Below are 23,583 nucleotides of genomic sequence, written 5' to 3'. Positions count from 1 at the left end.
CTACCAGTATTTTTATGGAGGGAGCATTTGAATGTATTTGAAGCGGTGAAACAGTCTGTTACCACCCGGCAGGCTGCTTCATTCTATGGAATCCGGGTGGGGAGAAACGGCATGGTCTGCTGTCCATTCCACAATGACCGCACGCCCAGCATGAAAGTGGACAGCCGCTTTTACTGCTTCGGCTGCGGGGCTTCCGGGGATGTGATCGACTTTGCCGCTTTGCTGCATGGATTGGGGAAACGGGAAGCTGCGGTCAGGCTTGCGGAGGACTTCGGCGTTTCCTATGAGAAATCCGGCAATGCGCCGCCAGATAGGAAGCGTCACAACAGGTCACAGCCCCGACAAAAATCAGCGGAGCAGAGATTTCAGGAAACGGAACGGTATTGTTTCCGGGTGCTATGCGATTATCTGCGCCTGCTGGAGCATTGGAAAACAGCACACGCCCCACAGCCGCAGGATGCCATCTGGCATCCTCTTTTTGTGGAAGCGTTGCAGAGGATAAGCTACACAGAATACCTTTTGGATATTTTGTTATACGGAGAAATAGAAGAAAAAGCGGCATTGATCGCCGCACAGGGAAAGGAGGTGTTGCGGCTTGAACAGCGAATTTCAGAGCTTGCCGCCGGAAACGCAGGAAGCGGTCAAAAGGACGATGGACACAATGGAACCGGCGCAGACACCGGCAGAAATCCGGGAAACATTAGAGGGGACGCAGAAAGGCGGCGTGAAGAACAGCATCCGAAACTGCCTGACGGTGTTCCAGCGTGACCCTCTGTTTCGCGGGGCGCTGCGCCTGAACCTTTTGACGGAGCAGATTGACATTGTGAAGCCGCTGGGCTGGGAGCGCACCAGTACCACGCTGACCGACATGGACATGAACTACCTGCTTTTGTATCTGGAAGAAAATTACGGGCTTACCAGCGAGAAAAAGGTGCAGAGCGCCATCAAGATTGTTGCCAATGAAAACCGCTACCATCCAGTCAGGGATTACCTGAACAGCCTGCAATGGGACGGCACAGAGCGCATCCGTTACGCCCTGCATCACTTTCTGGGAGCCGATACGGACGAATACACCTATGAAGCCTTGAAACTGTTCCTGATGGGAGCCATCCGGCGGGTATTCAGACCGGGGAGCAAGTTTGAGGTCATGCTCTGTCTGGTTGGTGGTCAGGGAGCCGGGAAATCTACCTTTTTCCGGCTGCTGGCAGGCAGGGACGAATGGTTTTCAGACGATTTGAAAAAGCTGGACGATGAAAATGTGTACCGCAAGCTGCAAGGGCATTGGATTATCGAGATGTCGGAGATGATTGCCACAGCCAACGCCAAGAGTATTGAGGAAATCAAGTCATTCTTAAGCCGCCAGAAAGAAACCTACAAAGTGCCGTATGAGACACATCCGGCAGACCGGCTGCGGCAATGTGTATTTGGAGGGACGACCAACCGGCAGGACTTTTTGCCCCGTGACCGCACCGGCAACCGGCGCTTTCTCCCCGTGACGGTGTACCCGGAACGGGCGGAGGTTCACATACTGGACGATGAAGCGGCGGCGAGGGCGTATATCGAACAGATGTGGGCGGAAGCCATGACGGTTTATCGCAGTGGGAAGTATAAGCTGTCATTCAGCATGGAAATGAACCGATACCTGAACGCCCACCAGCAGGACTTTATGCAGGAAGACACACAGGCCGGCATGATCTACGCCTATTTGGAGGACTACACCGGCGACAGGGTATGTTCCAAGCAGCTTTATGAGGAAGCGCTGGGGAACTTAAATTCCCCGGCAGACTGGGAGACACGGGCAATCTGCGAGATTATGAATACCGGCATTGCGGGCGGCATCATACAGGGCTGGGTAGCCTACAAAAGCCCGAAGCGGTATAAGAAATACGGTTCTCAAAAAGGCTGGGAGCGTGTCAACCAAGCTCCGCCGGAGGGGGACGGTTTTCAGGAAATCACGGAAGAAGAAGCCCGGCAAATGGAACTTCCATTCTGAAAAGCCACCGGTTGACAGTTTGGTTGACGCTTTGGTTGACAGCCGGTTGACGGGGAAAAGCCTGATATTTGGGGCATTTCTCTCCTTTGTCAACCATGTCAACCAAGAAATCAAAGAAAAAGTAAAAAGTAATAATAGAGCGCCTATGGATTGTTTTCAAAGTCTTTTCTGCCGGTTGACACGGTTTGGTTGACACGGAGACAGTCTGCGGCTGTACACCTGTCTGACATTCCCTTGTCGGGCATATTTCATTTATGGAGGTAACTGCCTATGGCAAAAAGCAAAAACGAGAGCAATAACAAAAACAGCGGCACCCTGCTTACCGAAAAAGACGGCACCCAGTATTTTGTCATGGGGAAAGTCCGTATCAAGGTATCGGAGCATTTCGCACAGGATGGGAAGCCGCTTGACAGCCTGCTGGAAGATGTGATCCAGCACGCTGCCGCCGCTTCCTGAAAAAATACGGAATAACGACTGTCAATCAGCCCACGCTTATGATATACTTGTACCAGCGAGTATTGTATAAGCGTGGGTTGTTTCTTTTAGAAGGAGGATTTTTAACCGTGAAACAACCATACAATACAACGATTTATAACACTGCACTATATTTGAGATTGAGCCGTGACGATGAATTACAGGGGGAAAGCGGCAGTATCCAGACCCAGCGCATGATGCTTAGACAGTATGCCGCAGAGCATGGGCTGACCGTTGTAGACGAGTACATTGACGACGGATGGAGTGGGACAAATTTCGAGCGTCCAAGTTTCCAAAGGATGATTGATGACATCGAAGACGGGAAAATCAACTGCGTTGTCACAAAGGACTTATCCCGTCTGGGAAGAAACTATATCCTGACCGGTCAGTACACGGAAATCTATTTCCCCAGCAAGGGAGTACGCTACATTGCCATCAATGACAATGTGGACACCATCAACGGAGAAAGCGAGCTTGCACCGTTCTTAAACATCCTGAATGAAATGCACGCCCGACAGACCAGCAAAAAGGTCAAGGCTGCCATGCACACAAGATTTGCCAATGGCGCACACTATGGAGCCTATGCACCGCTGGGCTATGTAAAAGACCCGGACAAAAAAGGTCATCTTCTGATCGACCCGGAAACACGCTGGATTGTAGAGAAGATTTTTGACCTTGCTGTACACGGGCGTGGAGCCGCCAGCATTACACGGATTCTGGTGGAGGAAAAAGTACCTACCCCCGGCTGGCTGAACTATGAAAGATACGGGACTTTCGCCAATATCTACGCCGGTGCGCCCGCAGAAAAAGCCTATGCGTGGACGATTGCACAGGTCAAGAGCATTTTGAAAGAGGAAACCTACATCGGTCACAGCGTTCACAACAAGCAGAGCAACATTTCATTCAAGAACAAGAAAAAGGTGCGGAAGCCGCAGGAAGAATGGTATCGTGTGGAAAATACCCACGAAGCCATCATTTCCGAAGAAGTGTTCCAAAAAGTTCAAGAGCTGATTGCAAGCAGACGCAGGAAACGCAGAAACGGTACGACACAGATTTTCGCAGGATTGATAAAATGTGCAGACTGCGGATGGTCTTTAGCCTATGGGGAAAACAAGCAGAACAAAAACCCATACGGGTACTACCATTGCAGCAAGAACGGACAGGGATTACGCCAGTGTTCCATGCACTATATCCGCTATGATGTACTGTATGCCTATGTGCTTGCAAGACTGCAATACTGGTCTATGCTGGCACAGAAAGATGAGGACAAGCTGCTGAAACGGCTGCTCAATGTCAGCGACAGGGAAAGGAACTCTGCGAAGAAAAAGCAGGCTGCGGAGCTGAAAAAGGCAGAGAAGCGTAAAGCCGAGGTTGACGGGCTGTTTGCTAAAATGTATGAGGACTGGTCTGCCGGACGCATAACCGAGTATAACTTCAATATGCTGTCCGAGAAGTACCAGAACGAGCAAAAGGAGCTTGAAACAAAAATAAGACAGCTTCACGAAATGATGGAAGCCGCCGTACAGACCGCAGCGGATGCTGAAAAGTGGATTGCCCTAATGAAACAGTATGTCAACCCTGTGGAGCTGACCGCCGAACTTCTGAACACTCTAATTGAAAAAATAACCGTCCACGAAGCTGTCAAGGGCGAGGATGGAAGCCGTGAGCAGGAAGTAGAAATCTACTACCGCTTCATCGGCAAAATCGACTGACCTTTCTTTTTTTACCCAACAATATCTTTAATTAAGGGAAACGGGAGAATCAGAACCATCAATTGATAAGTTAATCAAGTTATCGAAATATTTTGGAGTTAGTATTGATGAATCAATGTCATTTAGATAAGGTTTTTTATGATGAAAACAGTATATCATATGCGTTCATGCATTGAAAATACTGTTCAGTTAAGAAATGCTGTATTTTTTAGGTGCACTAATGCGTAGAAAGCAGGTGTATGATGAGTTCAAATCATTTTTTTGTGTATGACAAAAAGACAGATTGCATATCTGCCTCATAATGCAGTATAATGGTAACGAGATTTATGCAACCCGATACATGAAATCCCTATTTCTCTTTGGACGGAGGTGGATAGGATATTTTCGATTGTACCTGACAGGTGTCAGATACTTTTGTATGAGAAGCATGGTCTCTGTTTCGTTACCACCGTGTTTGAGATATGCCTTGCATATGTTTACTGCGATGGTGTATTTGAGTTCACGGAAGCTTGTTTCCACGCTCCAGCGCATCCGGTAAAGTTTATTGATTTCTTCCAGAGGAAATTCTTCTTCTGAAAGATTGGTGGCAATACAGATCTAGGTTCCATTATCAAGGCGAATACGTACTATACGGAATTCAATATCGTAATACATGCAGTTTTCATCAAGAAAATCAAAATCGGTAGAAGGCTGAAGTATGGTATAGGTGTTAGGATTCCCCCAGTGTTTCTTTCGTATGGCGTTTGGTAAGTGTTGTTCTTATATGAGTATCGAATTCGCTGTCAGGCAAATTCATCGAGTTCTGTGATGCAGCTGTCGAGTGTGGATTTTAAATTAGATAAGAAAAAAACTCATTGACATATTTCAATCTATTTAGGAGGATAAACGATCATGTGTACAGCAGCAACTTATAAAACAAAAGATTTTTACTTTGGACGAACCCTCGATTATGAATGCTCTTATGGTGAGCAGATAGTAATTACACCACGTAATTATGCGTTTAATTTTCGCCATGTTGGCGATATGAAAAATCATTATGCAATTATTGGAATGGCTCATGTTGCAGAGGATTATCCTTTGTATTATGATGCTATGAATGAAAAAGGAGTGGCAATGGCAGGACTGAATTTTGTCGGAAATGCTGTTTATGCCGAGATTAAGCCAGATGTGGAAAATATTGCACAGTTTGAATTTATTCCGTGGATTTTAAGTCAGTGTTCTTCTTTAGTTGAAGTTCGCGAGCTTCTTGAACGAATTAATATTGTTAATACTCCTTTCAGCGAGCAATTACCATTAGCACAATTACACTGGATCATTTCTGATGAGAATGAGTCAATTACGGTAGAATCTATGGCAGATGGTTTGCATATTTATGACAATCCAGTAGGAGTGCTTACGAATAATCCGCCATTTCCACAGCAGATGTTTCAACTAAATAATTATATGTATTTATCTCCTAAACAGCCCAGAAATACTTTCAGCGAAACTTTGACTCTTGATGCATATAGTAGAGGTATGGGAGGATTAGGTCTTCCGGGAGATCTCTCATCTTCCTCACGTTTTGTACGTGTAGCTTTTACAAAGGTAAATGCAATTTCAGGTGAATCAGAGGAAGAAAGCGTTAGCCAATTCTTCCACATTCTCGGATCTGTGGATCAGCAACGAGGATGTTGCGAAGTAGCGGATGGAAAATATGAAATCACATTGTATACGTCGTGTTGTAATGTTACAAAAGGTATTTATTATTACAATACTTATGAAAACCATCAGATCAGTGCAGTAGATATGCATGTAGAAAATCTGGATAGTGATAAAATGATTTGTTATCCAGTAATTCAAGGAGAACGAATCAACTATCAAAATAAATAATGTTTTGAAATCAGGGATGAGGTAGAAAGGAAAGTTCCATGACAAAAGATGAAGTAAAAAAAATCAGGATGGACAGTCCGGAATCACTACAGTTTTTAAATAATGCTACAAAATTTTATAATTTAATGATGATGTATCGTTGTGCTATTCGGGAGATACAAACTAAACTTGAGGTTTTGGATGATGAATTTTCGGTTGAGAACAATCGAAATCCTATTTCTTTTATAAAAACAAGAATTAAGAAGCCCAATAGTATTCACGATAAACTGCAGAAGATGGGATATGAATTTACAACAGAAAATATACAGACATATCTCAATGATGTAGCAGGCGTTCGAATAGTTTGTGCGTTTATTGACGATATTTATATGATATCAGATTTGATTACCCAACAGGATGATATTAAAGTTATTGAAATAAAAGATTATATAAAAAATCCAAAATCGAATGGTTATCGAAGCTATCATATGATTGTTGAAATACCAGTATTTTTTGCTAAGGGTAAAACACCTATGCGTGTAGAATTACAGATTCGAACCAATGGTATGGATTTCTGGGCAACATTGGAACATCAACTTCGCTATAAAAAAGGAATTGAAGAAATGCCTGGCTATGATGAGATAAGTGAAGAATTACTTCATTCTGCAAGAGCTATCATTGAAGCAGATAATGAAATGCAGAGAATAAAAGACAAAATTGGTATGTTCCACGAAATTTAGGGAGAAAACTGAGCAAGTAGGAGGGTGGAATATATATGAAACAAGATACTTTAGAGGGCAAAGCAAAAACAAAAAATGGGGTAAAACGGCTGTGTTTTTCCATAATCTGCATTCTTCTGGAAGTGATTTTTATTATTGCTATCGTAACACGCTTGAATGAATATGCAGAAATTATAAATTTATTTACAAGGATTTTGAGTGGGATCTTGGTTTTGGGATTGTACGCATCAAATAAGACATCCTCTATGAAAATGCCTTGGGTCATCTTAATTCTAATTTTCCCAATTATGGGTGTAGGCCTGTATTTGTTGATTGGTTTGAATGGTGGCACGCATAAAATGCGTGAGCGATATGCAGAAATTGATAGCAAATTGTTACCAATGCTTCCGGACAGTCAGGAGTGTTTGAACAGAATAAAAGAAACAATTCCGAAAGCAGGAAATATAGCAAGTTACATACAAAGAAATTCGCAGTATCCAATCTATCAGAATACGGATATTGTGTATTTTGATGAAGCAGTGAAAGGATTAGAGGCACAGCTTAAGGATTTGGAGAAAGCACAGAAGTTTATCTTTATGGAATATCATGCGATAGAAGACGCTGAAGCATGGCATAAGATTCAAGATGTTCTGGAAGAGCGAGTAAAAGCAGGTGTGGAAGTTAGAGTATTCTACGATGATATGGGTTCTATAGGCTTTATTAACACAGATTTTGTGAAAAAGATGGAGGCAATAGGAATTCATTGCCGTGTATTCAATCCGTTTATGCCAGGTTTAAATCTGTTTTTGAACAATCGTGATCATAGAAAAATAACAGTTATTGATGGAAAAGTCGGATTTACAGGTGGATATAATCTAGCAAACGAATATTTTAATTACACACACCCGTATGGACAGTGGAAAGATACAGGTATTCGTTTAGAAGGAGATGCTGTTCAGTCGCTTACGGTGACATTTTTGGAAATGTGGAATGCAGTAAGTGATAAGGATGCTAATGATTCTGATTTTAGTAAATACCTTTTCCACTATGATTATACGGCACAGCAAACTGGGTTTGTTCAACCTTATGCAGACAGCCCTATGGATAATGAGCAAGTAGGAGAAGAAGTTTATATCAGTATGATAAATAAAGCTGAAAAATATTGTTGGTTTATGACTCCATATCTAATCATAACAGATGAAATGACGCATGCGTTATGTCTGGCTGCTAAGCGAGGGGTAGACGTAAGAATTATCACACCTGGTATCCCTGATAAAAAATTCATCTATAATATAACTCGTTCTTTTTATCATGGATTAGTTAAACATGGTGTTCGTGTTTATGAGTGGACTCCTGGTTTCTGTCATGCAAAAATGAGTGTGGCAGATGACTGTATGGCAACTTGTGGAACAATTAATCTGGATTATCGAAGTTTATATCACCATTTTGAAAACGGCTGTTTTATGGCAGATTGTCAGGCAGTTGTGGAAATAAAAAATGATCTGATAAGAACGATGGGAGAATGTCGAGATGTGACAGACCAATATCAAACCGGACGAAGTGCACATTTGCGACTGGGACAATTATTTATGAGATTATTTGCTGGATTGCTATAAGAATCTGATGAAACGACCTTTCAAAAAACAGTTGATTTAGAAGTTAACTGTTTTTGAAAGGTCGTTTTTGCTATATCTAACAGTCTGTTGTACAAAGAAGATTTTGCATGGATGAAAAATAAATTTTGTTGAGGTTAAATTGAGATTGACTTTGTATTGTATAAGTATGAAATAAAAAGGAATCAGGTGATGTACAATGATAAAGCATAAAATATGTAAAATCCTTCTTGTTATACTGGCAATTTTTTTATGTGTGGCTTTTTATGAATTGCTCGGAATCTGCGTTGCATATAAAAAGCAGCCGGAAGTGTCCAATACAACCAAAAAAGAAACAAAAAATGGGTCATGGAACGAATGCAGTGAAAATACAGAACGGGCAGTAATCATAGAAAAGAATCCAGAAGCGCTTTTACAAAGAGTGCGTTTGATCAAGAATGCAAAAAAGGAAATTATTCTTTCTACTTTTGCATTTCAATCCGATGAAAGTGGAAAATTGATTTTAGGAGCACTGCATGATGCGGCAGACAGAGGTGTACATATTCGTCTGTTAGTAGATGGAATGGAGAGCTGGATTGATATGGAAGGAAATCCGTATTTCTATGGATTATCTTCCCATGAGAATGTTGAAATTAAACTGTATAATAAGGCCAATCCGTTGAACCCGTGGGAAATGATGGGTAGAATGCATGATAAATATTTGATTGCAGATGGAAAGAGATATATTCTTGGGGGAAGAAATACACACAATTATTTCCTGGGTGATTTTCCGGGACATAAGAACTATGACAGAGACGTGTTAGTGGTTTGCGATGAACCTGAGAAAGAAAATTCAGTTAACCAGTTGTCAGAGTATTTTGAAACCATATGGAATCAGGAAGACAGTGGTTATTTTCATAACAATAAAAAACTGGCAAATAGAAAATCTGTAAAGAACGCAGTTTTAGAGCTGCAGAACAGCTATCAGAAATATTTTGAAGAGAATAAGGAAAGAATCTGCGAGACCGATTATACGAACGAAACTTTTGAGACAGAAAAGATTACATTAGTGTCAAATCCTATTCACACAGGTTCCAAAGAACCAGTAGTGTGGTATCAGTTGGGAGAATTGATGAAAAATGCAAAAAATCGTGTAAAGATCCACACGCCATATATTATCTGTAATGATATGATGTATAATACATGGGAGGAGATTGCAGAGAACGTTTCAGATTTTTCTATCATGACAAATTCAGTTGCGAATAATGGGAATCCATTTGGGTCTGCTGATTATGCTAAAAACAGAAATAGAATCTTAAGTACAGGAATTAATATCTGGGAATATGAAGGCGGTTATTCATACCACGGAAAAAGTATTCTGATTGACGATGATCTGTCTGTAATCGGTTCCTTTAATATGGACATGAGAAGTGCATATCTGGATACGGAACTGATGCTTGTAATACGAAGCAAAGATATTAATAAACAGTTGGAAGAGGGCATGATGGAATATGAAAAAGTGTCCCGCCAGATATTAGAAGGGGGAACTTATAATGATCCATATCATGTAGAGCCAATCGAATTAACAAAGAAACGTCAGGGAAAAATATTTTTGGTACAGCATCTGCTTGGATGGGCAAGGTATCTGTTTTAATAAGGAGGAAGGAAAACGTGTTTCAAATATTGATTGTAGAAGATGATAAAGAATTAAGCCAGCTATTCCAAAAAGTGCTTGAGAAGAATGGATATCAAGTCAAAAGTGCATCGGATGGAGCACAGGCTTTAGAAGTATTGGATAAGGAATATATTGATCTGATCATTTCTGATATTATGATGCCGGTTATGGATGGCTATGAACTGGTGTCAGAACTTCGTTCAGCAGGATATCAGATACCGGTACTTATGATCACTGCGAAAGGTTCCTTTGATGATATGCGTCAGGGATTTTTTTCGGGAAGTGATGATTATATGGTAAAACCGGTAAATGTGAATGAAATGGTTTTAAGAGTCGGAGCACTGCTTCGCCGTGCACAGATATTGAATGAACACAAAATTGTGATCGGTTCAACAGAGTTTGATTATGATGCAATGACGGTTACAACTGATAAGGAAAGTCTTGTTTTACCTAAAAAACAATTCCTGCTTTTATATAAGCTTGCAGCTTCGCCAGGCAGAACGTTTACAAAACAACAGTTGATGGATGAAGTATGGGGATACGAGACGGAGGCAGACCCACATACAATAGAGGTACATATAGGAAGACTCAGAGAGCGTTTTAAAGATAACCCGGATTTTGAAATCGTAACAATGCGTGGAATTGGATACAAGGTGGTGAAAAAATAATGGAACAAAAGAAAAAAAAAGGATTGCGGATCCGATCCTGTCTGACTGGTGCAATCTGGCTGGCACTTGTATTTTCAACAGTCATATCTGCTTTATTATTTGCTTTTTTGAATCATTTTTTTAATCTGCCGGGCAGCATACCTGTGCTTGGCTGGCTTTTGATTTTCAATACATTGATTGCAGGGCTGATTACTTCCTTTATCAATGCAAAGTTACTGGAACCAATTACCAGACTTAGTAAAGCAATGAAGGAAGTTTCTCAGGGAGATTTTGAACAGCATTTGGAAACGAACAGCCGTATAGCAGAAGTTGGAGAATCTTATCAAAGTTTTAACGTTATGACAAAAGAACTTCGTGCAACAGAGGTGCTGCAAATGGATTTTGTATCTAATGTTTCTCATGAGTTTAAGACCCCGATTAATGCCATTGAAGGATATACAATGCTGCTTCAGGGAGAAGAACTGTCTCCGGATCAAGAGGAATATGTAGAAAAAATCTTATTTAACACCCAAAGACTTTCCGGATTGGTTGGTAATATTTTGTTGTTATCCAAGTTAGAGAATCAGAATATACCAATGAAAAAAACAGAATATCGTCTGGATGAACAGATCCGCCAGGCATTTCTTTCATTGGAAACAAAATGGACAGAAAAAGAAATTGGTTTTCAGGTAGAATTGGAGGAAGTTAAATATACTGGGAATGAAGGACTTTTTATGCATATCTGGATAAATCTTTTGGATAATGCGATTAAGTTCAGCCCTTCAAAGGGGACAATTACGATGTTTCTGAAACAAGAACAGGATTCTGTTAAGTTCGTTCTGGAAGATGAAGGACCAGGAATAGAGGATGATGTAAAATCCAGAATATTTGACAAGTTCTATCAGGTAGATGGATCTCATAAAGCAGAAGGAAATGGCCTAGGTCTTGCACTTGTAAAACGGATTGTAGATAGTGCCGGAGGAACAATCAAAGCAGAAAACCGTGAATATGGTGGATGCAGATTTGTTATAGAGCTGCCAAAGCAGAAAGATGAGATTATATAGTTTTAAGATAAATTAGAAGATAGGAGGATTTATATGACATTTTATCAGGAGTTGCAGTTAAATCAGGCAGGTTCTAAAAACCTGTTGAAAAAGAGTGAAACACTAAAAGAAAAATTATATCATATGTGGGTATATCTGGTGAAGATAGCTGTTACAATGGCATTTTGTTTTTTCTTTGTTAGTATTTTCAGCATCCTATTTGGAAATGAGAACAGCATTGTAGGTGTAGTAGTCTTATTATGTCTCATGGTGTTTAGAAATGCGGATCTGGGGATCCACACCGGACAATCTACCATGCTTTTGGCTTTGTTCTTTGTAATTATGACTGTATGTCCGCATTTAGCAAATCAGTTTTCACCGGTATTGGGAATGCTGTTAAATATTGCGGCACTGGCTGTGTTGATTCTGTTCGGATGCCATAATCCATTCATGTTTAATCAATCTACATTGGTTCTTGGGTATCTGCTGCTATATGGTTATGATGTTACGGGAAAAAGCTATCAGATGCGATTAGTCGGAATGGCTTTAGGTGCAGCACTTACCTGCTTCGTATTTTATCGAAATCATAAAAACAGAACTTATAAAAGAAATCTGAAAGATCTGATACATGAATTTGATATCACTTCTTCCAGAACAAAATGGCAGATATGTCAGATTTTATGCGTACCGATTGTCCTTTGCATTGCAGAACTTTGTAATATGCCACGTGCAATGTGGGCTGGTATTGCGGCCATGTCCGTGATTTTGCCGTTTATGGAAGATATGCACTACAGAGTCCGTAAAAGGATTGTTGGAAATATTGTAGGTGTTATATGTTTTACAGTATTATATTTTCTGCTTCCTTCGTCAATCTATGCATATATAGGAATTCTTGGTGGAATCGGTGTAGGATTTTCAGCACAATATGGCTGGCAGGCAGTATTTAACACATTTGGTGCTTTAGCCATTGCTACAGAGACTTATGGACTACAGGGAGCGGTTAGTCTTAGAGTGATTCAAAATGTTTTTGGTGTTGTGTTTGCTTTAGCATTTTGCGTTATATTTTATTGGTTTATGTCTAAAAAAAAGGAAAGTGAGGTGACCGTACATGCAGAGTGAAGTGAATCAGGAAGAAAATTTGAATAGAATTATTACGGTTCCTAATCTTCTTTCTTTTTTTCGGCTTTGTCTGATTCCGGTAATTATATGGAGTTATTGTGTTAAGAAAAATCCTCTGTTAGCTGGTGAAATCTTATTGCTGTCTGGTCTTACGGATCTTGCTGATGGATATATCGCAAGAAGATTCCATAGGATTAGTAATTTAGGAAAAATACTTGATCCGGTGGCTGATAAGCTGACACAGGCAGCGATGTTAATCTGTCTGTTTACTCGTTTTCCGCATGTGCTTCTTTTAATCGTAATAATGGCAGGTAAGGAGCTGTATATGGTAGTCAGTGGATGTCTTGTGATACGAAAGACAGGAAAAGTACATGGTGCAGACTGGCATGGAAAGATAGTAACCTTTTTATTATATGGAACTGCAGCGGTGCATATTATATGGTTCCACATTACACCGATGGTATCAGATCTGTTGATTGGTTTGTGCGCTATAATGATGGTCATATCGGTCGCTCTGTATATTATCCAGAATACCAGGACTCTTAAGGGAGAGACTGTATAAGCAATTTTATATTGCAATGACTAGAAAAATATTTAGGAGAAGATAGATATAAACAGTAAGTCAAACACACAAACTATGGAGTCTTTAGTCGGTTTAATAAAATTTTAGATAGAAAATAAATCATTCAATGTCATTTAGATAAGGTTTTTTATGACAAAAAGACAGATTGCATATCTGCCTCATAACGCAGTATAATGGTAACGAGATTTATGCAACCCGATACATGAAATCCCTATTTCTCTTTGGACGGAGGTGGATAGGATATTTTCGATTGTACCTGACAGGTGTCAGATACTTTTGTATGAGAAGCATGGTCTCTGTTTCGTTACCACCATGTTTGAGATATGCCCTGCATATGTTTACTGTGATGGTGTATTTGAGTTCACGGAAGCTTGTTTCCTCGCTCCAGCGCATCCGGTAAAGTTTATTGATTTCTTCCAGGGGAAATTCTTCTTCTGAAAGATTGGTGGCAATACAGATATAGGTTCCATTATCAAGGCGAATACGTACAATACGGAATTCAATATCGTAATACATGCAGTTTTCATCAAGAGAATCAAAATATGTATAAAAGATGGAAAATACGTCGAATGAGACGTTTAGAAAGAATATGGAGGTTAGGTATATATGATGGAACAAATAAAAGATTTTGAACCGGATGAAATACCTATCTGGAATAAGTTTATGCTTACAAAACAAAAAGCATCAGCGTATTCGCATATAGGGTTAAATAAGCTTGAAGAGTTGCTTAGGAATCCAACTTGTACATTTGTGCTGTATGTAGGAAAGAAGAAACTGATTAAGCGAACAGAGTTTGAAAAATACATCCTGGACAATGTTGAGATATAAGACAATTTATTCATTTTGTAAGGGTAATTATCAACTTTAGAATTTACAATTGGGCCACGTTATAGTATAGTATATGCTGAATGCGTGGCTTCTTTAGTTACGAAAGAAGCGCGGTATGTTCACACAACAGCTGAACAAAGAACAAAGGAGATAACATAAAATGAAACTAGGAATCGTCGGGCTTCCGAACGTCGGAAAGTCCACATTATTTAATTCTTTGACAAAGGCGGGCGCGGAAAGCGCGAACTATCCGTTCTGTACGATCGATCCGAACGTGGGTGTCGTACCGGTACCGGACAAGCGGCTTGACAAGCTGACCGAGATGTATCATTCAGCGAAGACAACACCGGCTGTGATTGAGTTCGTTGATATTGCAGGACTTGTAAAGGGTGCATCTAAGGGAGAAGGACTTGGAAACCAGTTCTTATCCAACATTCGTGAGACAGATGCGATTGTGCATGTTGTACGTTGCTTTGAAGATCCAAATGTCATTCATGTCGATGGTTCGGTTGATCCGATCCGCGATATCGAGACAATCAATTATGAGCTGATCTTCGCAGATATCGAGGTACTTGACCGTCGAATCGCGAAGGGACAGCGTGGCGCAGCCAATAACAAGGAACTTGCAAAGGAAGTCGATCTGCAGAAGCGGATCAAGGAGCATCTCGAATCCGGAAAGCTTGCAATCTCCTTTGAGACAGACGATGAGGACGAGATCAAGTGGATGAAGGAATACAACCTGCTGACAGGCAAGCCGGTAATCTATGCGGCAAATGTATCGGAGGATGATCTGGCAGATGATGGAGCGGGTAATCCATATGTACAGAAGGTGCGCGAATATGCGAAGGAATTTGGCAGTGAAGTATTTGCTGTATGTGCACAGATTGAGCAGGAGATCTCCGAGTTAGATGATGATGAGAAGCAGATGTTCTTAGAGGAGCTTGGCGTATCGGAGTCCGGTTTGGATAAGCTGATCAAGGCAAGTTATTCTCTGCTTGGACTCATCAGTTACCTGACAAGTGGTCCGGATGAGACACGTGCATGGACAATCACGAAGGGCACGAAGGCACCACAGGCAGCAGGTAAGATTCATACGGATTTTGAACGTGGATTCATCAAGGCAGAGGTTGTTGCTTACGATGATCTGATGGAGAGCGGCAACATGCTTGCGGCGAAGGAAAAAGGCCTTGTACGTCAGGAAGGAAAAGAATACGTCGTGCAGGATGGCGATGTGATTTTATTCAAGTTTAATGTATAAAACTATATCGTTGTGAAAAACTTATCAATAGAGTCTATAGACGAAAATAAAAAGGAAAAACTATGTATGATATCAGATTCCCAAATCTTGGGATAGTATTAAAAAATATCAAAGACGGTTTCACGATCTTTGGATTTGAAATCAAATTTTATGGTGTGATCATAGCACTTGGATTTGTGCTCGCGTTCCTTGCAATCAGCAAGGAAGCAAAACGGACCGGGCAGAGCGAGGACACGTATCTGGATTTCATGCTCTGGCTGATCATCCCGGCGATCCTCGGTGCGCGGCTCTACTATATTATATTCAGTTGGGATTCGTATTTCCAGAAGGGCAAAAGCTTCGGGAAGACGTTGTTCGATCTGATCGATATCCGGAGTGGCGGACTTGCCATCTATGGTGGCGTGATTGCAGGTGCGATTGTTGCAATCGTCTTTGCGAAGAAGCGGAAGATGAAGTTCTCTGTGCTTGCCGATACGGTGACGATGGGGCTTTTGATCGGACAGATTATGGGACGCTGGGGTAATTTCTTCAACCGCGAAGCATTTGGCGATTACACGAATTCGCTTTTTGCGATGGCAATTCCGACCGACTATTATGTTGGCAAAGGAACCCTGACCGGTATGATTAACTCCGGTATCATCACTTCGGAGATGGCAAACCATATGCAGGTCTACGATGGTATGCAGTGGATCACCGTGCATCCGACTTTCCTGTATGAATCAGTGTGGAATTTGATTTTGTTGATCGTCATTATCATCTATCGGAAACACAAGAAGTTCGATGGAGAAATCTTCCTTATGTATCTGTGGGGCTATGGAATGGGACGTGTATGGATCGAGGGACTGCGTTCGGATTCTTTGATGATTCCGTTTATTAATATGAAGGTGTCCCAGCTGCTTGCAGCAATCTGTGTACTGGCTTGTTCCGTGCTGATTGTAAAAAAACGGATGGATACCGTAAAAAAACAGGCACCAGCAGGAAAAAAGGAACAATAAATCAATTAAAAATTGTAAGAAATGGACAAGGGAAATGCAAATTGGTATTGCATTTCCCTTTTTTTTGCGTTACAATGAAACACAAGTGGAAGCTGAGTGGCAGTGAAATGGATGTCAAGTGGTGCTCAGTGGAGGTTGTTCCCACACAGGGAAGAACATTGCATGCAATACGAAAGGTGAAGCTATATGTCAATGGGTATGATAGGAGAATCGAATCATGGCCTCGATGCAAAGGGCAGATTGATTATTCCCATAAGATTCCGTCAGGAACTTGGGGATAAATTTGTGCTGTGCAACGGTATGGATCATAACATTGACGTATATCCGGAAGCAGAGTGGACAAAATTCGCAGAGAAGCTTGCTGCACTGCCAAAGAGTAATTTCCAGGCAAGACGTCTTCGTGATTTCTACGAGGGATCTGCGGTTGTCTGCGAGATGGATAGTCAGTATCGTATTGTAATTCCACAAAAATTACGTGAATATGCGGGCATTGATCGCGAGGTTGTCATGATTGGACATACGGATACCGTAGCAATCTGGGATAAGGCAGCCTGGGATAAGATCAACAGCCCAGAAGAGATTGACCTGAAAGAAATCGCCGAGATTGGTGAGTTGTTCAACATCTAAGGGAGGCTGCGATGGAATTTAAACACAAATCGGTACTTTTAGATGAGACAATTGACAGTCTGAATATAAAACCGGATGGAATCTATGTGGATGGAACCCTCGGTGGGGGTGGACATTCCTTAGAGATCTGCAAGCGGCTTTCGGACAAAGGTAGACTGATCGGAATCGATCAGGATCTGGATGCGATTGCAGCGGCGACCGAGCGGTTGAAGGATTACAAAGATCGTGTAACGATCGTGCATTCCAACTATCAGGATATTGATGCCGTATTGAAGAACTGTTCTGTGAGCGGTGTTGACGGAATCGTTCTGGATCTCGGTGTCTCCTCGTATCAGCTTGATAATGTGGAACGTGGGTTTACTTATCGTGAGGACACGCCGCTTGATATGCGGATGAATCAGGAAAGTACTATGACAGCGAAGGATATTGTAAATGAATATTCTGAAATGGAGCTGTACCATGTGATCCGCGATTATGGCGAGGACAGTTTCGCTAAGAATATTGCAAAGCATATCGTCAAGGCGAGACAGGAGCAGGTGATAGAGACAACCGGACAGTTAAACGAGATCATCAAGGCGGCGATCCCGGCGAAAGTCCGGCAGGGACAGGGACACCCGTCCAAGAAAACATTTCAGGCGATTCGGATTGAATTGAATCACGAGCTGGATGTGCTGGAGAATTCGTTAGATACTATGATCTCATGGCTGAATCCAGGTGGCAGATTGAGCGTGATCACATTCCATTCGTTGGAAGACAGGATTGTAAAAACGATATTTAAAAGAAATATGAATCCATGTACATGTCCACCGGAGTTCCCGGTTTGTGTATGTGGGAAGAAGCCGACTGGCAAGGTGATTACCAGAAAGCCGATTGTTCCAAGTGAACAGGAACTGGCAGAAAACAGTCGGGCAAAGAGTTCCAAGCTGCGGGTATTTGAAAAAGCAGATGTATGATTTTAAGGAGTGATTGATATGGCACAACAGGTTAGAAGACAAATGAATTATGTAGACGGTACGGCTGCAAGACAGATGTACGCAGCTCCGGCACGCCGTGTGCATGAGCCGGAAAGAAAGGCACCGAGCCGTAGAGTTGCTCCACAACAGCGTCCGCAGGAACGACCAAAGGTACGGCGCAGAGTGACTGCGCAGACCAAAAAGACGCTGGCATTCTCCGCAGGATATATGCTGTTTATGGCATTTATGGTATGTCTGGTTGTTGGATCAAGCGTATTGATGTTATATCTGAATACGAAGATCAGCACACAGCAGAACAACATCAGTGCCTTAGAGGCAGAACTTGAAAAGATCGAAGATGATAACGCAGCACATAAGCTTCGTTTGAATAATATGTATACATTGGACGATATTTACAATGTAGCAACCAATGAACTTGGCATGGTCTACGCTAAGAAGGGACAGATCATTTATTATGACAGTGCCAATGAAGATTATGTAAAACAGTATCAGGATGTTCCGGGTTCGAATTAGGATGTAGATCAAAAGTCGAGCAGTTTCGCTGCTCGATTTTTGCGGTTGAGGTAAAAGTATGACTAGAAGACCACAAAACAGAGAAAATAGAAGAAAACGAAAGCGAAAGGTATTTACCAACCGGATGCGCGGCAGATTGAAATTTGTGTTTGGGTGTGTCATGGTTGGATTTGGTGTGCTTGGTGCAAAAATTATCTGGATCAATGCACAAAAAGGAAGCCAGTATAAGCAGCAGGTGTTGACGCAACAGGGCTATTCCAGCAAAGTGATTCCGTATAAGCGTGGTGATATTGTCGATGCGAACGGAACCGTGCTTGCGACGGATAAGAAGGTGTATGATCTGATATTAGAGCCTGCCAATATCGTGCAGTATGAGAAGAAAAAGACGGCGACGGTATCAGCGCTGAAGGAATTTTTCGGATTTACAGATGAGGAGATCGCAGGATTTCTGGCAAATGAAAAATCGTACTATGTAGTGGCAAAGAAGGGCGTTGAGTACGAGGAAGTACAGAAATTTGAGGAATACTGCAAAACCGATGAAGGCTCCAATGTCGTTGGAATCTATTACGAAGAGCGGTATGTACGTGTCTATCCGAACAAAGAACTTGCGTGCCATCTGCTTGGATTTACCGTCAGCGGAAATGTCGGCATGTATGGCGTCGAGGAGTATTATAACAGCGAGTTAAATGGTACGAACGGACGGGAATACTCGTATCTGAATGAGGATTACGGCGTGACCAATTCGATTGAGCCGGCAACTAACGGCTATAACCTTGTGACAAGTATTGATGCAAATGTGCAGAAGATTGTTGAGGAAAAGGTAAAGGCAAAACTGGAGGAAGAGGACGCTAAGAATATATCCGTGCTCGTGATGAATCCGAAGAATTGTCAGATCATGGCGCTGTATAATTCCCATACATTTGATCCAAACGATGCTTATGATCTGGATTCGACACAGTATCAGTTCGATACGCAGGAAGAACTCGAGGCATCCAGATATTCCAGTTTTGAGGACTTTAAGCAAAACGGAACAGATGAAGAACATGTGGATGCGCTATACAAGGTATGGCGTAACTTCCCGGTATCGGATGTGTTTGAGCCGGGTTCTACCTATAAGACATTTACGATTTCCGGAGCACTCGAAGAGGGTGTGATCACACCAGAGGATACATTCTTCTGTGATGGTGGTGAGCAGATTGAGGACCGTTATATACAGTGTCATTCCCATGATTACGGTGGACATGGAATGGTCGACCTTTCCGGAGCGCTGGAGAAATCCTGCAACGATGCTTTGATGCAGATTGTAGCAAAGGAAGGAATTGCATTATTTGATAAATATCAGGTGTTGTTTGGATTTGGACAGTCCACGAATGTCGATCTGCCGGGTGAACCAAGCGATTCCTCACTCAGTGGGCTCGTATATCATGCAGATAATATGGGAGCTGTATCCCTTGCGATATCTTCGTTTGGACAGGGTGTAACTACTTCCATGATGCAGGTTGGAACCGCATTTTGTTCTGCGATTAACGGCGGATATTATTATGAGCCAAGTGTTGTACAGCGGATCGAAGATGAAAATGGAAATATCGTCCGGAATCTGGACCCTGTGCTAGTCAGAAGAACGATCTCGGAGGATGTATCAGCACAGATGCGTCAGTTTTTAAAGAACGTAGTATCCGAAGGTACCGGTAAGAAAGCGACCGTTGAGGGTTACGAGATTGGAGGTAAGACCGGTACTGCCGAGAAGCTTCCACGAGGAAATGGAAAATACATTCTTTCCTTTATTGGATTTGCACCGGTGGACGATCCACAGGTTGTTATCTATGTCGTAGCGGATGAACCGGAATTACAGTCAGGAAGTGGCGAGGCAGCGCATTTGTTTGCAGATATTGCAGAAGCTATCTTCCCATATTTGAATATTTATAAGACGGATGAGACATATGATATTGATGAGGCAACGGCAGAGGATGAACCTGCAACGCCAATCTATGGTGGAGAAGCTCCGGCCAATGATGTAGCTGGTGGCAGCGACAACCCATATGTCGAGCAGTCCGAGGGTGAGACGACAACCGAGACAACGACAGAAGATCCGAGTGCAACGACAGAATCGCCTGCACAGGACACAACGCAGGAAGCACCAACCGGATGATGTAGAAAACAGGTATAGTTCGCACGCACAGGGAATACATTTTTATAAAATGAGAATTGGGCGATAGCGGATATGCAGCTTTTATTTACGAGTTCCCATCGGAAGCGATTGTTGATCGTAGTGATTGCATTTTTTACGTTATTGACTATAATAACGGTGAAGCTTGTTTCCATCATGACCGTGCAGGCGGACGATTATGGATATCGGGCGCGGGCGGTACAGGAACGTGAGCGCAGCATCAAGGCAAAGCGCGGCAGCATCTATGATAGAAATGGTGTTGTGCTTGCTGGCAATCAGGCAGTCTGTTCGATCTCGGTAATCCACAACCAGATCGAAGATCCGGAGACTGTAATTCGGGTTCTCAGTGAGAAACTGGAACTACCGGAGGAAGATGTCCGGAAACGTGTAGAGAAACGCTCGGTGCGTGAGAAAATCAAAAGCAATGTGGACAAGGAATTGGCAGATGAGATCCGCGCGATGAATCTGGCAGGCGTTATGATTGATGAGGATTACAAACGGTATTATCCGTACAGTACACTGGCATCCCATGTGCTGGGATTTACAGGTAGCGACAATCAGGGTATTGTCGGGCTGGAAGTATACTATGATGATCTGTTGATGGGCGAAAATGGCAGCATCAACACCGTTACAAATGCCAGAGGCATTGAAGTGGAAAATATGGCGGAGAGAAGAGTGGAAGGCACAGCCGGACAAAATCTTGTCACGTCCATAGATATAAACATCCAGCAATATATCACGCAGAAAGCGCTTGAGGTGCTGGAGAAAAAACAGGCAAAACGCGTATGTATTATCGTGATGAATCCGCAGAATGGAGAGATCTATGCACTTGCGGATGTGCCGGAATACAACTTAAATGAACCGTTTACATTGAATTATGAGACGGACGAAACGGTAACGCAGGATATGTGGAACCAAATGTGGAGAAACTATTGTATCAGTGATACCTATGAGCCGGGTTCGACGTTCAAGATTGTGACAGCGACAACTGCTTTTGAGCAGGGCGTGCTGCGCGTGGAAGATCAGTTTTACTGCCCGGGTTATCATATTGTGGAGGATCGCCGGATCCGGTGCCACAAGGTTGCCGGACATGGGGCAGAAACCTTCCGGGAAGGTATCATGAATTCCTGCAATCCAGTGTTTATGCAGGTTGGGGAACGCATTGGTGTGGATGGTTTCTATGATGGTTTAAGAAAATTAGGGTTGTTTGAGCAGACGGGGGTCGACCTGCCGGGAGAGGCAAATTCCATCTTCCATAAGCAGGAAAAGGTAGGACCGGTCGAGCTTGCAACGATGTCATTTGGACAGTCGTTTCAGATTACGCCGTTACAGTTGATGCGTGCAGCAGCTGCGGTAGTAAATGGCGGGAATCTGGTCACACCTCATTTCGGTGTGTATACGACAGATGAAAATAACAATGTCACTGAGGTTTTGAAATATGAGACGAAGACAGGAGCAGTAAGTACAGCAACCAGCGAGACGATGAAAGGACTGCTCGAAGCAGTCGTTGCAGAGGGCACCGGACATCGGGCGTATATCGCAGGGTATTCGATTGGTGGCAAGACGGCAACAAGTGAGAAACTGCCGCGAAGTGAGAACCGTTACATTTCATCCTTCCTTGGATTTTCACCGGCGGATAATCCGCAGGTTATGACACTGATTCTGATTGATGAACCGCAGGGTATCTATTATGGAGGTACGATTGCGGCACCGGTCGTAGGTGAGATATACGACAACATTCTGCCGTATCTCGGTATCTACAAGGACGAGAACGCAGAGGAGGAGACGACGCAGACAATCAGCATCGACGATGCTGTGTTTTAAATATTACAATACAAGCGATGGCTTGATAAAGGAGAGAAGATATGAAGTACGACATAATTGTTCCAGCATTGATAGCATTTGGTGTGAGTGTGATCTTAAGTCCGATCATTATTCCATTCTTAAAGAAACTGAAGTTCGGGCAGTTTGTGCGTGACGATGGACCGGAATCGCATCTGAAGAAGTCGGGAACGCCGACGATGGGTGGATTGATCATCCTGTTCAGTATCGTGATTACATCACTCTTTTACATCAAGGATCATAAGGAGATCGTTCCAATCCTGTTTGCAACATTGGGATTTGGTCTGGTTGGTTTCTTGGATGACTTTATCAAGGTTGTTATGAAGCGGTCACTTGGACTTCGTGCATGGCAGAAGATGTTGGGACAGTTTTTGGTAACAGGTGTTTTTGCATATTACATTCATGCATATACGGATCTTGGAACTACGATGATTATTCCATTTACACATAAGGTCGTTGACCTTGGATGGGTTTATTTCCCATTGATGTTCTTCGTTATGCTTGGTACAGCAAACGGTGCGAACTTTACAGATGGCCTGGATGGATTGGCATCCTCCGTTACCGTATTGATTGCAACCTTTTTCGCAATTGCATCTATCGCGGCAGGCTCTGGTGTAACACCGATTACATGTGCAGTCGTAGGAAGCCTGCTTGGCTTTTTGGTATACAATGTCTATCCAGCACGTGTGTTCATGGGAGATACCGGATCACTGGCATTGGGTGGATTTGTTGCGTCGACAGCGTATATGCTGCAGATGCCACTGATTATATTGATCGTTGCATTTATTTATCTGGCAGAGGTGCTTTCTGTTATTATTCAGGTTGTAAGCTTCAAGACAACTGGAAAGCGAGTATTTAAGATGGCACCGATCCATCATCATTTTGAGCTTTGCGGATGGCCGGAGACAAAGGTCGTTGCGATCTTCTCGATCGTTACAACGATTCTGTGTCTGATCGGAATTCTGGCAATTTAG

The 23,583-nt window shown here is 42.5% G+C and carries 24 protein-coding genes; 22 read left to right on the top strand and 2 right to left on the bottom strand.

Annotation, left to right across the window (positions count from 1 at the left end; translation table 11 throughout):
* Positions 1-27 precede the first annotated feature (27 nt).
* The 5 genes from H9Q76_RS09105 (at position 28) to H9Q76_RS14005 (ending at position 4,309) form a co-directional block, all read left to right on the top strand.
* Complete coding sequence (locus H9Q76_RS09105) at positions 28-768, top strand: CHC2 zinc finger domain-containing protein (protein ID WP_014079457.1); 741 nt, start codon at positions 28-30, stop codon at positions 766-768.
* On the top strand, positions 653-1,993 hold the full coding sequence (locus tag H9Q76_RS09100; protein WP_009321442.1) for a virulence-associated E family protein: 1,341 nt from the start codon (positions 653-655) through the stop codon (positions 1,991-1,993). The genes H9Q76_RS09105 and H9Q76_RS09100 overlap by 116 nt, the downstream gene beginning before the upstream one ends.
* Positions 1,994-2,263: 270 nt before the next feature.
* Complete coding sequence (locus H9Q76_RS09095; RefSeq protein ID WP_004849804.1) at positions 2,264-2,449, top strand: hypothetical protein; 186 nt, start codon at positions 2,264-2,266, stop codon at positions 2,447-2,449.
* Positions 2,450-2,556: 107 nt separating this feature from the next.
* Positions 2,557-4,179 carry a recombinase family protein gene (locus H9Q76_RS09090; protein ID WP_071431012.1) on the top strand — a complete coding sequence of 541 codons (1,623 nt, stop codon included), beginning with the start codon at positions 2,557-2,559 and terminating at the stop codon, positions 4,177-4,179.
* Between the two features lie 61 nt (positions 4,180-4,240).
* Positions 4,241-4,309, top strand: a complete 69-nt coding sequence (locus tag H9Q76_RS14005; protein ID WP_408646524.1) for a hypothetical protein — start codon at positions 4,241-4,243, stop codon at positions 4,307-4,309.
* A 194-nt stretch (positions 4,310-4,503) separates the two neighbouring features.
* On the opposite strand, the gene H9Q76_RS14000 is transcribed toward H9Q76_RS14005, so the two are convergent.
* Positions 4,504-4,728, bottom strand: a complete 225-nt coding sequence (locus H9Q76_RS14000; protein WP_408646523.1) for a hypothetical protein — start codon at positions 4,726-4,728, stop codon at positions 4,504-4,506.
* Between the two features lie 342 nt (positions 4,729-5,070).
* On the opposite strand from H9Q76_RS14000, the gene bsh reads away from it, so the two are divergent.
* From bsh to H9Q76_RS09045, 8 genes are all read left to right on the top strand, one after another.
* Positions 5,071-6,048 carry a choloylglycine hydrolase gene (gene bsh, locus H9Q76_RS09080; RefSeq protein WP_117781082.1) on the top strand — a complete coding sequence of 326 codons (978 nt, stop codon included), beginning with the start codon at positions 5,071-5,073 and terminating at the stop codon, positions 6,046-6,048.
* A gap of 38 nt (positions 6,049-6,086) precedes the next feature.
* Complete coding sequence (locus tag H9Q76_RS09075) at positions 6,087-6,767, top strand: GTP pyrophosphokinase (RefSeq protein WP_117781081.1); 681 nt, start codon at positions 6,087-6,089, stop codon at positions 6,765-6,767.
* 35 nt (positions 6,768-6,802) lie between these two features.
* On the top strand, positions 6,803-8,362 hold the full coding sequence (cls, locus tag H9Q76_RS09070; RefSeq protein WP_118544813.1) for a cardiolipin synthase: 1,560 nt from the start codon (positions 6,803-6,805) through the stop codon (positions 8,360-8,362).
* 196 nt (positions 8,363-8,558) lie between these two features.
* On the top strand, positions 8,559-9,992 hold the full coding sequence (locus tag H9Q76_RS09065; RefSeq protein WP_118544814.1) for a phospholipase D family protein: 1,434 nt from the start codon (positions 8,559-8,561) through the stop codon (positions 9,990-9,992).
* Entirely contained in the window at positions 9,971-10,681 is a 711-nt protein-coding gene (locus H9Q76_RS09060) for a response regulator transcription factor (protein ID WP_005421560.1), read from the top strand. Before H9Q76_RS09065 ends, H9Q76_RS09060 begins: the two co-directional genes overlap by 22 nt.
* On the top strand, positions 10,681-11,724 hold the full coding sequence (locus H9Q76_RS09055; RefSeq protein WP_117781078.1) for a HAMP domain-containing sensor histidine kinase: 1,044 nt from the start codon (positions 10,681-10,683) through the stop codon (positions 11,722-11,724). Before H9Q76_RS09060 ends, H9Q76_RS09055 begins: the two co-directional genes overlap by 1 nt.
* 33 nt (positions 11,725-11,757) lie before the next feature.
* On the top strand, positions 11,758-12,822 hold the full coding sequence (locus H9Q76_RS09050; RefSeq protein ID WP_238298593.1) for an FUSC family protein: 1,065 nt from the start codon (positions 11,758-11,760) through the stop codon (positions 12,820-12,822).
* The gene (locus H9Q76_RS09045; protein ID WP_005335451.1) at positions 12,812-13,384 is read left to right on the top strand and encodes a CDP-alcohol phosphatidyltransferase family protein; all 573 of its coding nucleotides are present in this window, start codon (positions 12,812-12,814) and stop codon (positions 13,382-13,384) included. The genes H9Q76_RS09050 and H9Q76_RS09045 overlap by 11 nt, the downstream gene beginning before the upstream one ends.
* A gap of 207 nt (positions 13,385-13,591) precedes the next feature.
* On the opposite strand, the gene H9Q76_RS09040 is transcribed toward H9Q76_RS09045, so the two are convergent.
* Positions 13,592-13,921 (bottom strand): hypothetical protein, encoded by a 330-nt coding sequence (locus H9Q76_RS09040; RefSeq protein ID WP_249320984.1) that lies wholly within the window; start codon positions 13,919-13,921, stop codon positions 13,592-13,594.
* 90 nt (positions 13,922-14,011) lie between these two features.
* On the opposite strand from H9Q76_RS09040, the gene H9Q76_RS09035 reads away from it, so the two are divergent.
* The 9 genes from H9Q76_RS09035 (at position 14,012) to mraY (ending at position 23,583) form a co-directional block, all read left to right on the top strand.
* Positions 14,012-14,233: an excisionase gene (locus H9Q76_RS09035; RefSeq protein ID WP_249320983.1), complete on the top strand. Its 222-nt coding sequence runs from the start codon at positions 14,012-14,014 to the stop codon at positions 14,231-14,233.
* 160 nt (positions 14,234-14,393) lie between these two features.
* Positions 14,394-15,491, top strand: coding sequence for a redox-regulated ATPase YchF (gene ychF / locus H9Q76_RS09030; RefSeq protein ID WP_117781070.1), 1,098 nt, complete (start codon positions 14,394-14,396; stop codon positions 15,489-15,491).
* Positions 15,492-15,553: 62 nt separating this feature from the next.
* On the top strand, positions 15,554-16,486 hold the full coding sequence (lgt, locus tag H9Q76_RS09025) for a prolipoprotein diacylglyceryl transferase (RefSeq protein WP_249320982.1): 933 nt from the start codon (positions 15,554-15,556) through the stop codon (positions 16,484-16,486).
* A gap of 186 nt (positions 16,487-16,672) precedes the next feature.
* Entirely contained in the window at positions 16,673-17,113 is a 441-nt protein-coding gene (gene mraZ, locus H9Q76_RS09020) for a division/cell wall cluster transcriptional repressor MraZ (RefSeq protein WP_021985287.1), read from the top strand.
* Between the two features lie 11 nt (positions 17,114-17,124).
* Positions 17,125-18,066 carry a 16S rRNA (cytosine(1402)-N(4))-methyltransferase RsmH gene (gene rsmH, locus H9Q76_RS09015; RefSeq protein WP_117781068.1) on the top strand — a complete coding sequence of 314 codons (942 nt, stop codon included), beginning with the start codon at positions 17,125-17,127 and terminating at the stop codon, positions 18,064-18,066.
* An 18-nt stretch (positions 18,067-18,084) separates the two neighbouring features.
* The gene (locus tag H9Q76_RS09010) at positions 18,085-18,600 is read left to right on the top strand and encodes a hypothetical protein (RefSeq protein WP_117781067.1); all 516 of its coding nucleotides are present in this window, start codon (positions 18,085-18,087) and stop codon (positions 18,598-18,600) included.
* A 58-nt stretch (positions 18,601-18,658) separates the two neighbouring features.
* The gene (locus tag H9Q76_RS09005; protein ID WP_249320981.1) at positions 18,659-20,749 is read left to right on the top strand and encodes a peptidoglycan D,D-transpeptidase FtsI family protein; all 2,091 of its coding nucleotides are present in this window, start codon (positions 18,659-18,661) and stop codon (positions 20,747-20,749) included.
* A 72-nt stretch (positions 20,750-20,821) separates the two neighbouring features.
* On the top strand, positions 20,822-22,591 hold the full coding sequence (locus H9Q76_RS09000; RefSeq protein ID WP_330594629.1) for a peptidoglycan D,D-transpeptidase FtsI family protein: 1,770 nt from the start codon (positions 20,822-20,824) through the stop codon (positions 22,589-22,591).
* A 41-nt stretch (positions 22,592-22,632) separates the two neighbouring features.
* Entirely contained in the window at positions 22,633-23,583 is a 951-nt protein-coding gene (gene mraY / locus H9Q76_RS08995; protein ID WP_021985282.1) for a phospho-N-acetylmuramoyl-pentapeptide-transferase, read from the top strand.

The organism is Wujia chipingensis (genome assembly GCF_014337155.1).
GTDB lineage: Bacteria > Bacillota > Clostridia > Lachnospirales > Lachnospiraceae > Coprococcus_C > Coprococcus_C hominis.
This window is presented reverse-complemented; position numbering and strand designations above follow the sequence as displayed.

What these genes read in the sequence shown, in the direction of transcription:
- H9Q76_RS09100 (WP_009321442.1), top strand. Translation starts at nt 653, where the DNA reads ATGGACACAATGGAACCGGCGCAGACACCGGCAGAAATCCGGGAAACA.
- H9Q76_RS09095 (WP_004849804.1), top strand. Translation starts at nt 2,264, where the DNA reads ATGGCAAAAAGCAAAAACGAGAGCAATAACAAAAACAGCGGCACCCTG.
- bsh (WP_117781082.1), top strand. Translation starts at nt 5,071, where the DNA reads ATGTGTACAGCAGCAACTTATAAAACAAAAGATTTTTACTTTGGACGA.
- H9Q76_RS09075 (WP_117781081.1), top strand. Translation starts at nt 6,087, where the DNA reads ATGACAAAAGATGAAGTAAAAAAAATCAGGATGGACAGTCCGGAATCA.
- cls (WP_118544813.1), top strand. Translation starts at nt 6,803, where the DNA reads ATGAAACAAGATACTTTAGAGGGCAAAGCAAAAACAAAAAATGGGGTA.
- H9Q76_RS09065 (WP_118544814.1), top strand. Translation starts at nt 8,559, where the DNA reads ATGATAAAGCATAAAATATGTAAAATCCTTCTTGTTATACTGGCAATT.
- H9Q76_RS09060 (WP_005421560.1), top strand. Translation starts at nt 9,971, where the DNA reads ATGGGCAAGGTATCTGTTTTAATAAGGAGGAAGGAAAACGTGTTTCAA.
- H9Q76_RS09055 (WP_117781078.1), top strand. Translation starts at nt 10,681, where the DNA reads ATGGAACAAAAGAAAAAAAAAGGATTGCGGATCCGATCCTGTCTGACT.
- H9Q76_RS09050 (WP_238298593.1), top strand. Translation starts at nt 11,758, where the DNA reads ATGACATTTTATCAGGAGTTGCAGTTAAATCAGGCAGGTTCTAAAAAC.
- H9Q76_RS09045 (WP_005335451.1), top strand. Translation starts at nt 12,812, where the DNA reads ATGCAGAGTGAAGTGAATCAGGAAGAAAATTTGAATAGAATTATTACG.
- H9Q76_RS09040 (WP_249320984.1), bottom strand. Translation starts at nt 13,921, where the DNA reads ATGTATTACGATATTGAATTCCGTATTGTACGTATTCGCCTTGATAAT.
- H9Q76_RS09035 (WP_249320983.1), top strand. Translation starts at nt 14,012, where the DNA reads ATGATGGAACAAATAAAAGATTTTGAACCGGATGAAATACCTATCTGG.
- ychF (WP_117781070.1), top strand. Translation starts at nt 14,394, where the DNA reads ATGAAACTAGGAATCGTCGGGCTTCCGAACGTCGGAAAGTCCACATTA.
- lgt (WP_249320982.1), top strand. Translation starts at nt 15,554, where the DNA reads ATGTATGATATCAGATTCCCAAATCTTGGGATAGTATTAAAAAATATC.
- mraZ (WP_021985287.1), top strand. Translation starts at nt 16,673, where the DNA reads ATGTCAATGGGTATGATAGGAGAATCGAATCATGGCCTCGATGCAAAG.
- rsmH (WP_117781068.1), top strand. Translation starts at nt 17,125, where the DNA reads ATGGAATTTAAACACAAATCGGTACTTTTAGATGAGACAATTGACAGT.
- H9Q76_RS09010 (WP_117781067.1), top strand. Translation starts at nt 18,085, where the DNA reads ATGGCACAACAGGTTAGAAGACAAATGAATTATGTAGACGGTACGGCT.
- H9Q76_RS09005 (WP_249320981.1), top strand. Translation starts at nt 18,659, where the DNA reads ATGACTAGAAGACCACAAAACAGAGAAAATAGAAGAAAACGAAAGCGA.
- H9Q76_RS09000 (WP_330594629.1), top strand. Translation starts at nt 20,822, where the DNA reads ATGCAGCTTTTATTTACGAGTTCCCATCGGAAGCGATTGTTGATCGTA.
- mraY (WP_021985282.1), top strand. Translation starts at nt 22,633, where the DNA reads ATGAAGTACGACATAATTGTTCCAGCATTGATAGCATTTGGTGTGAGT.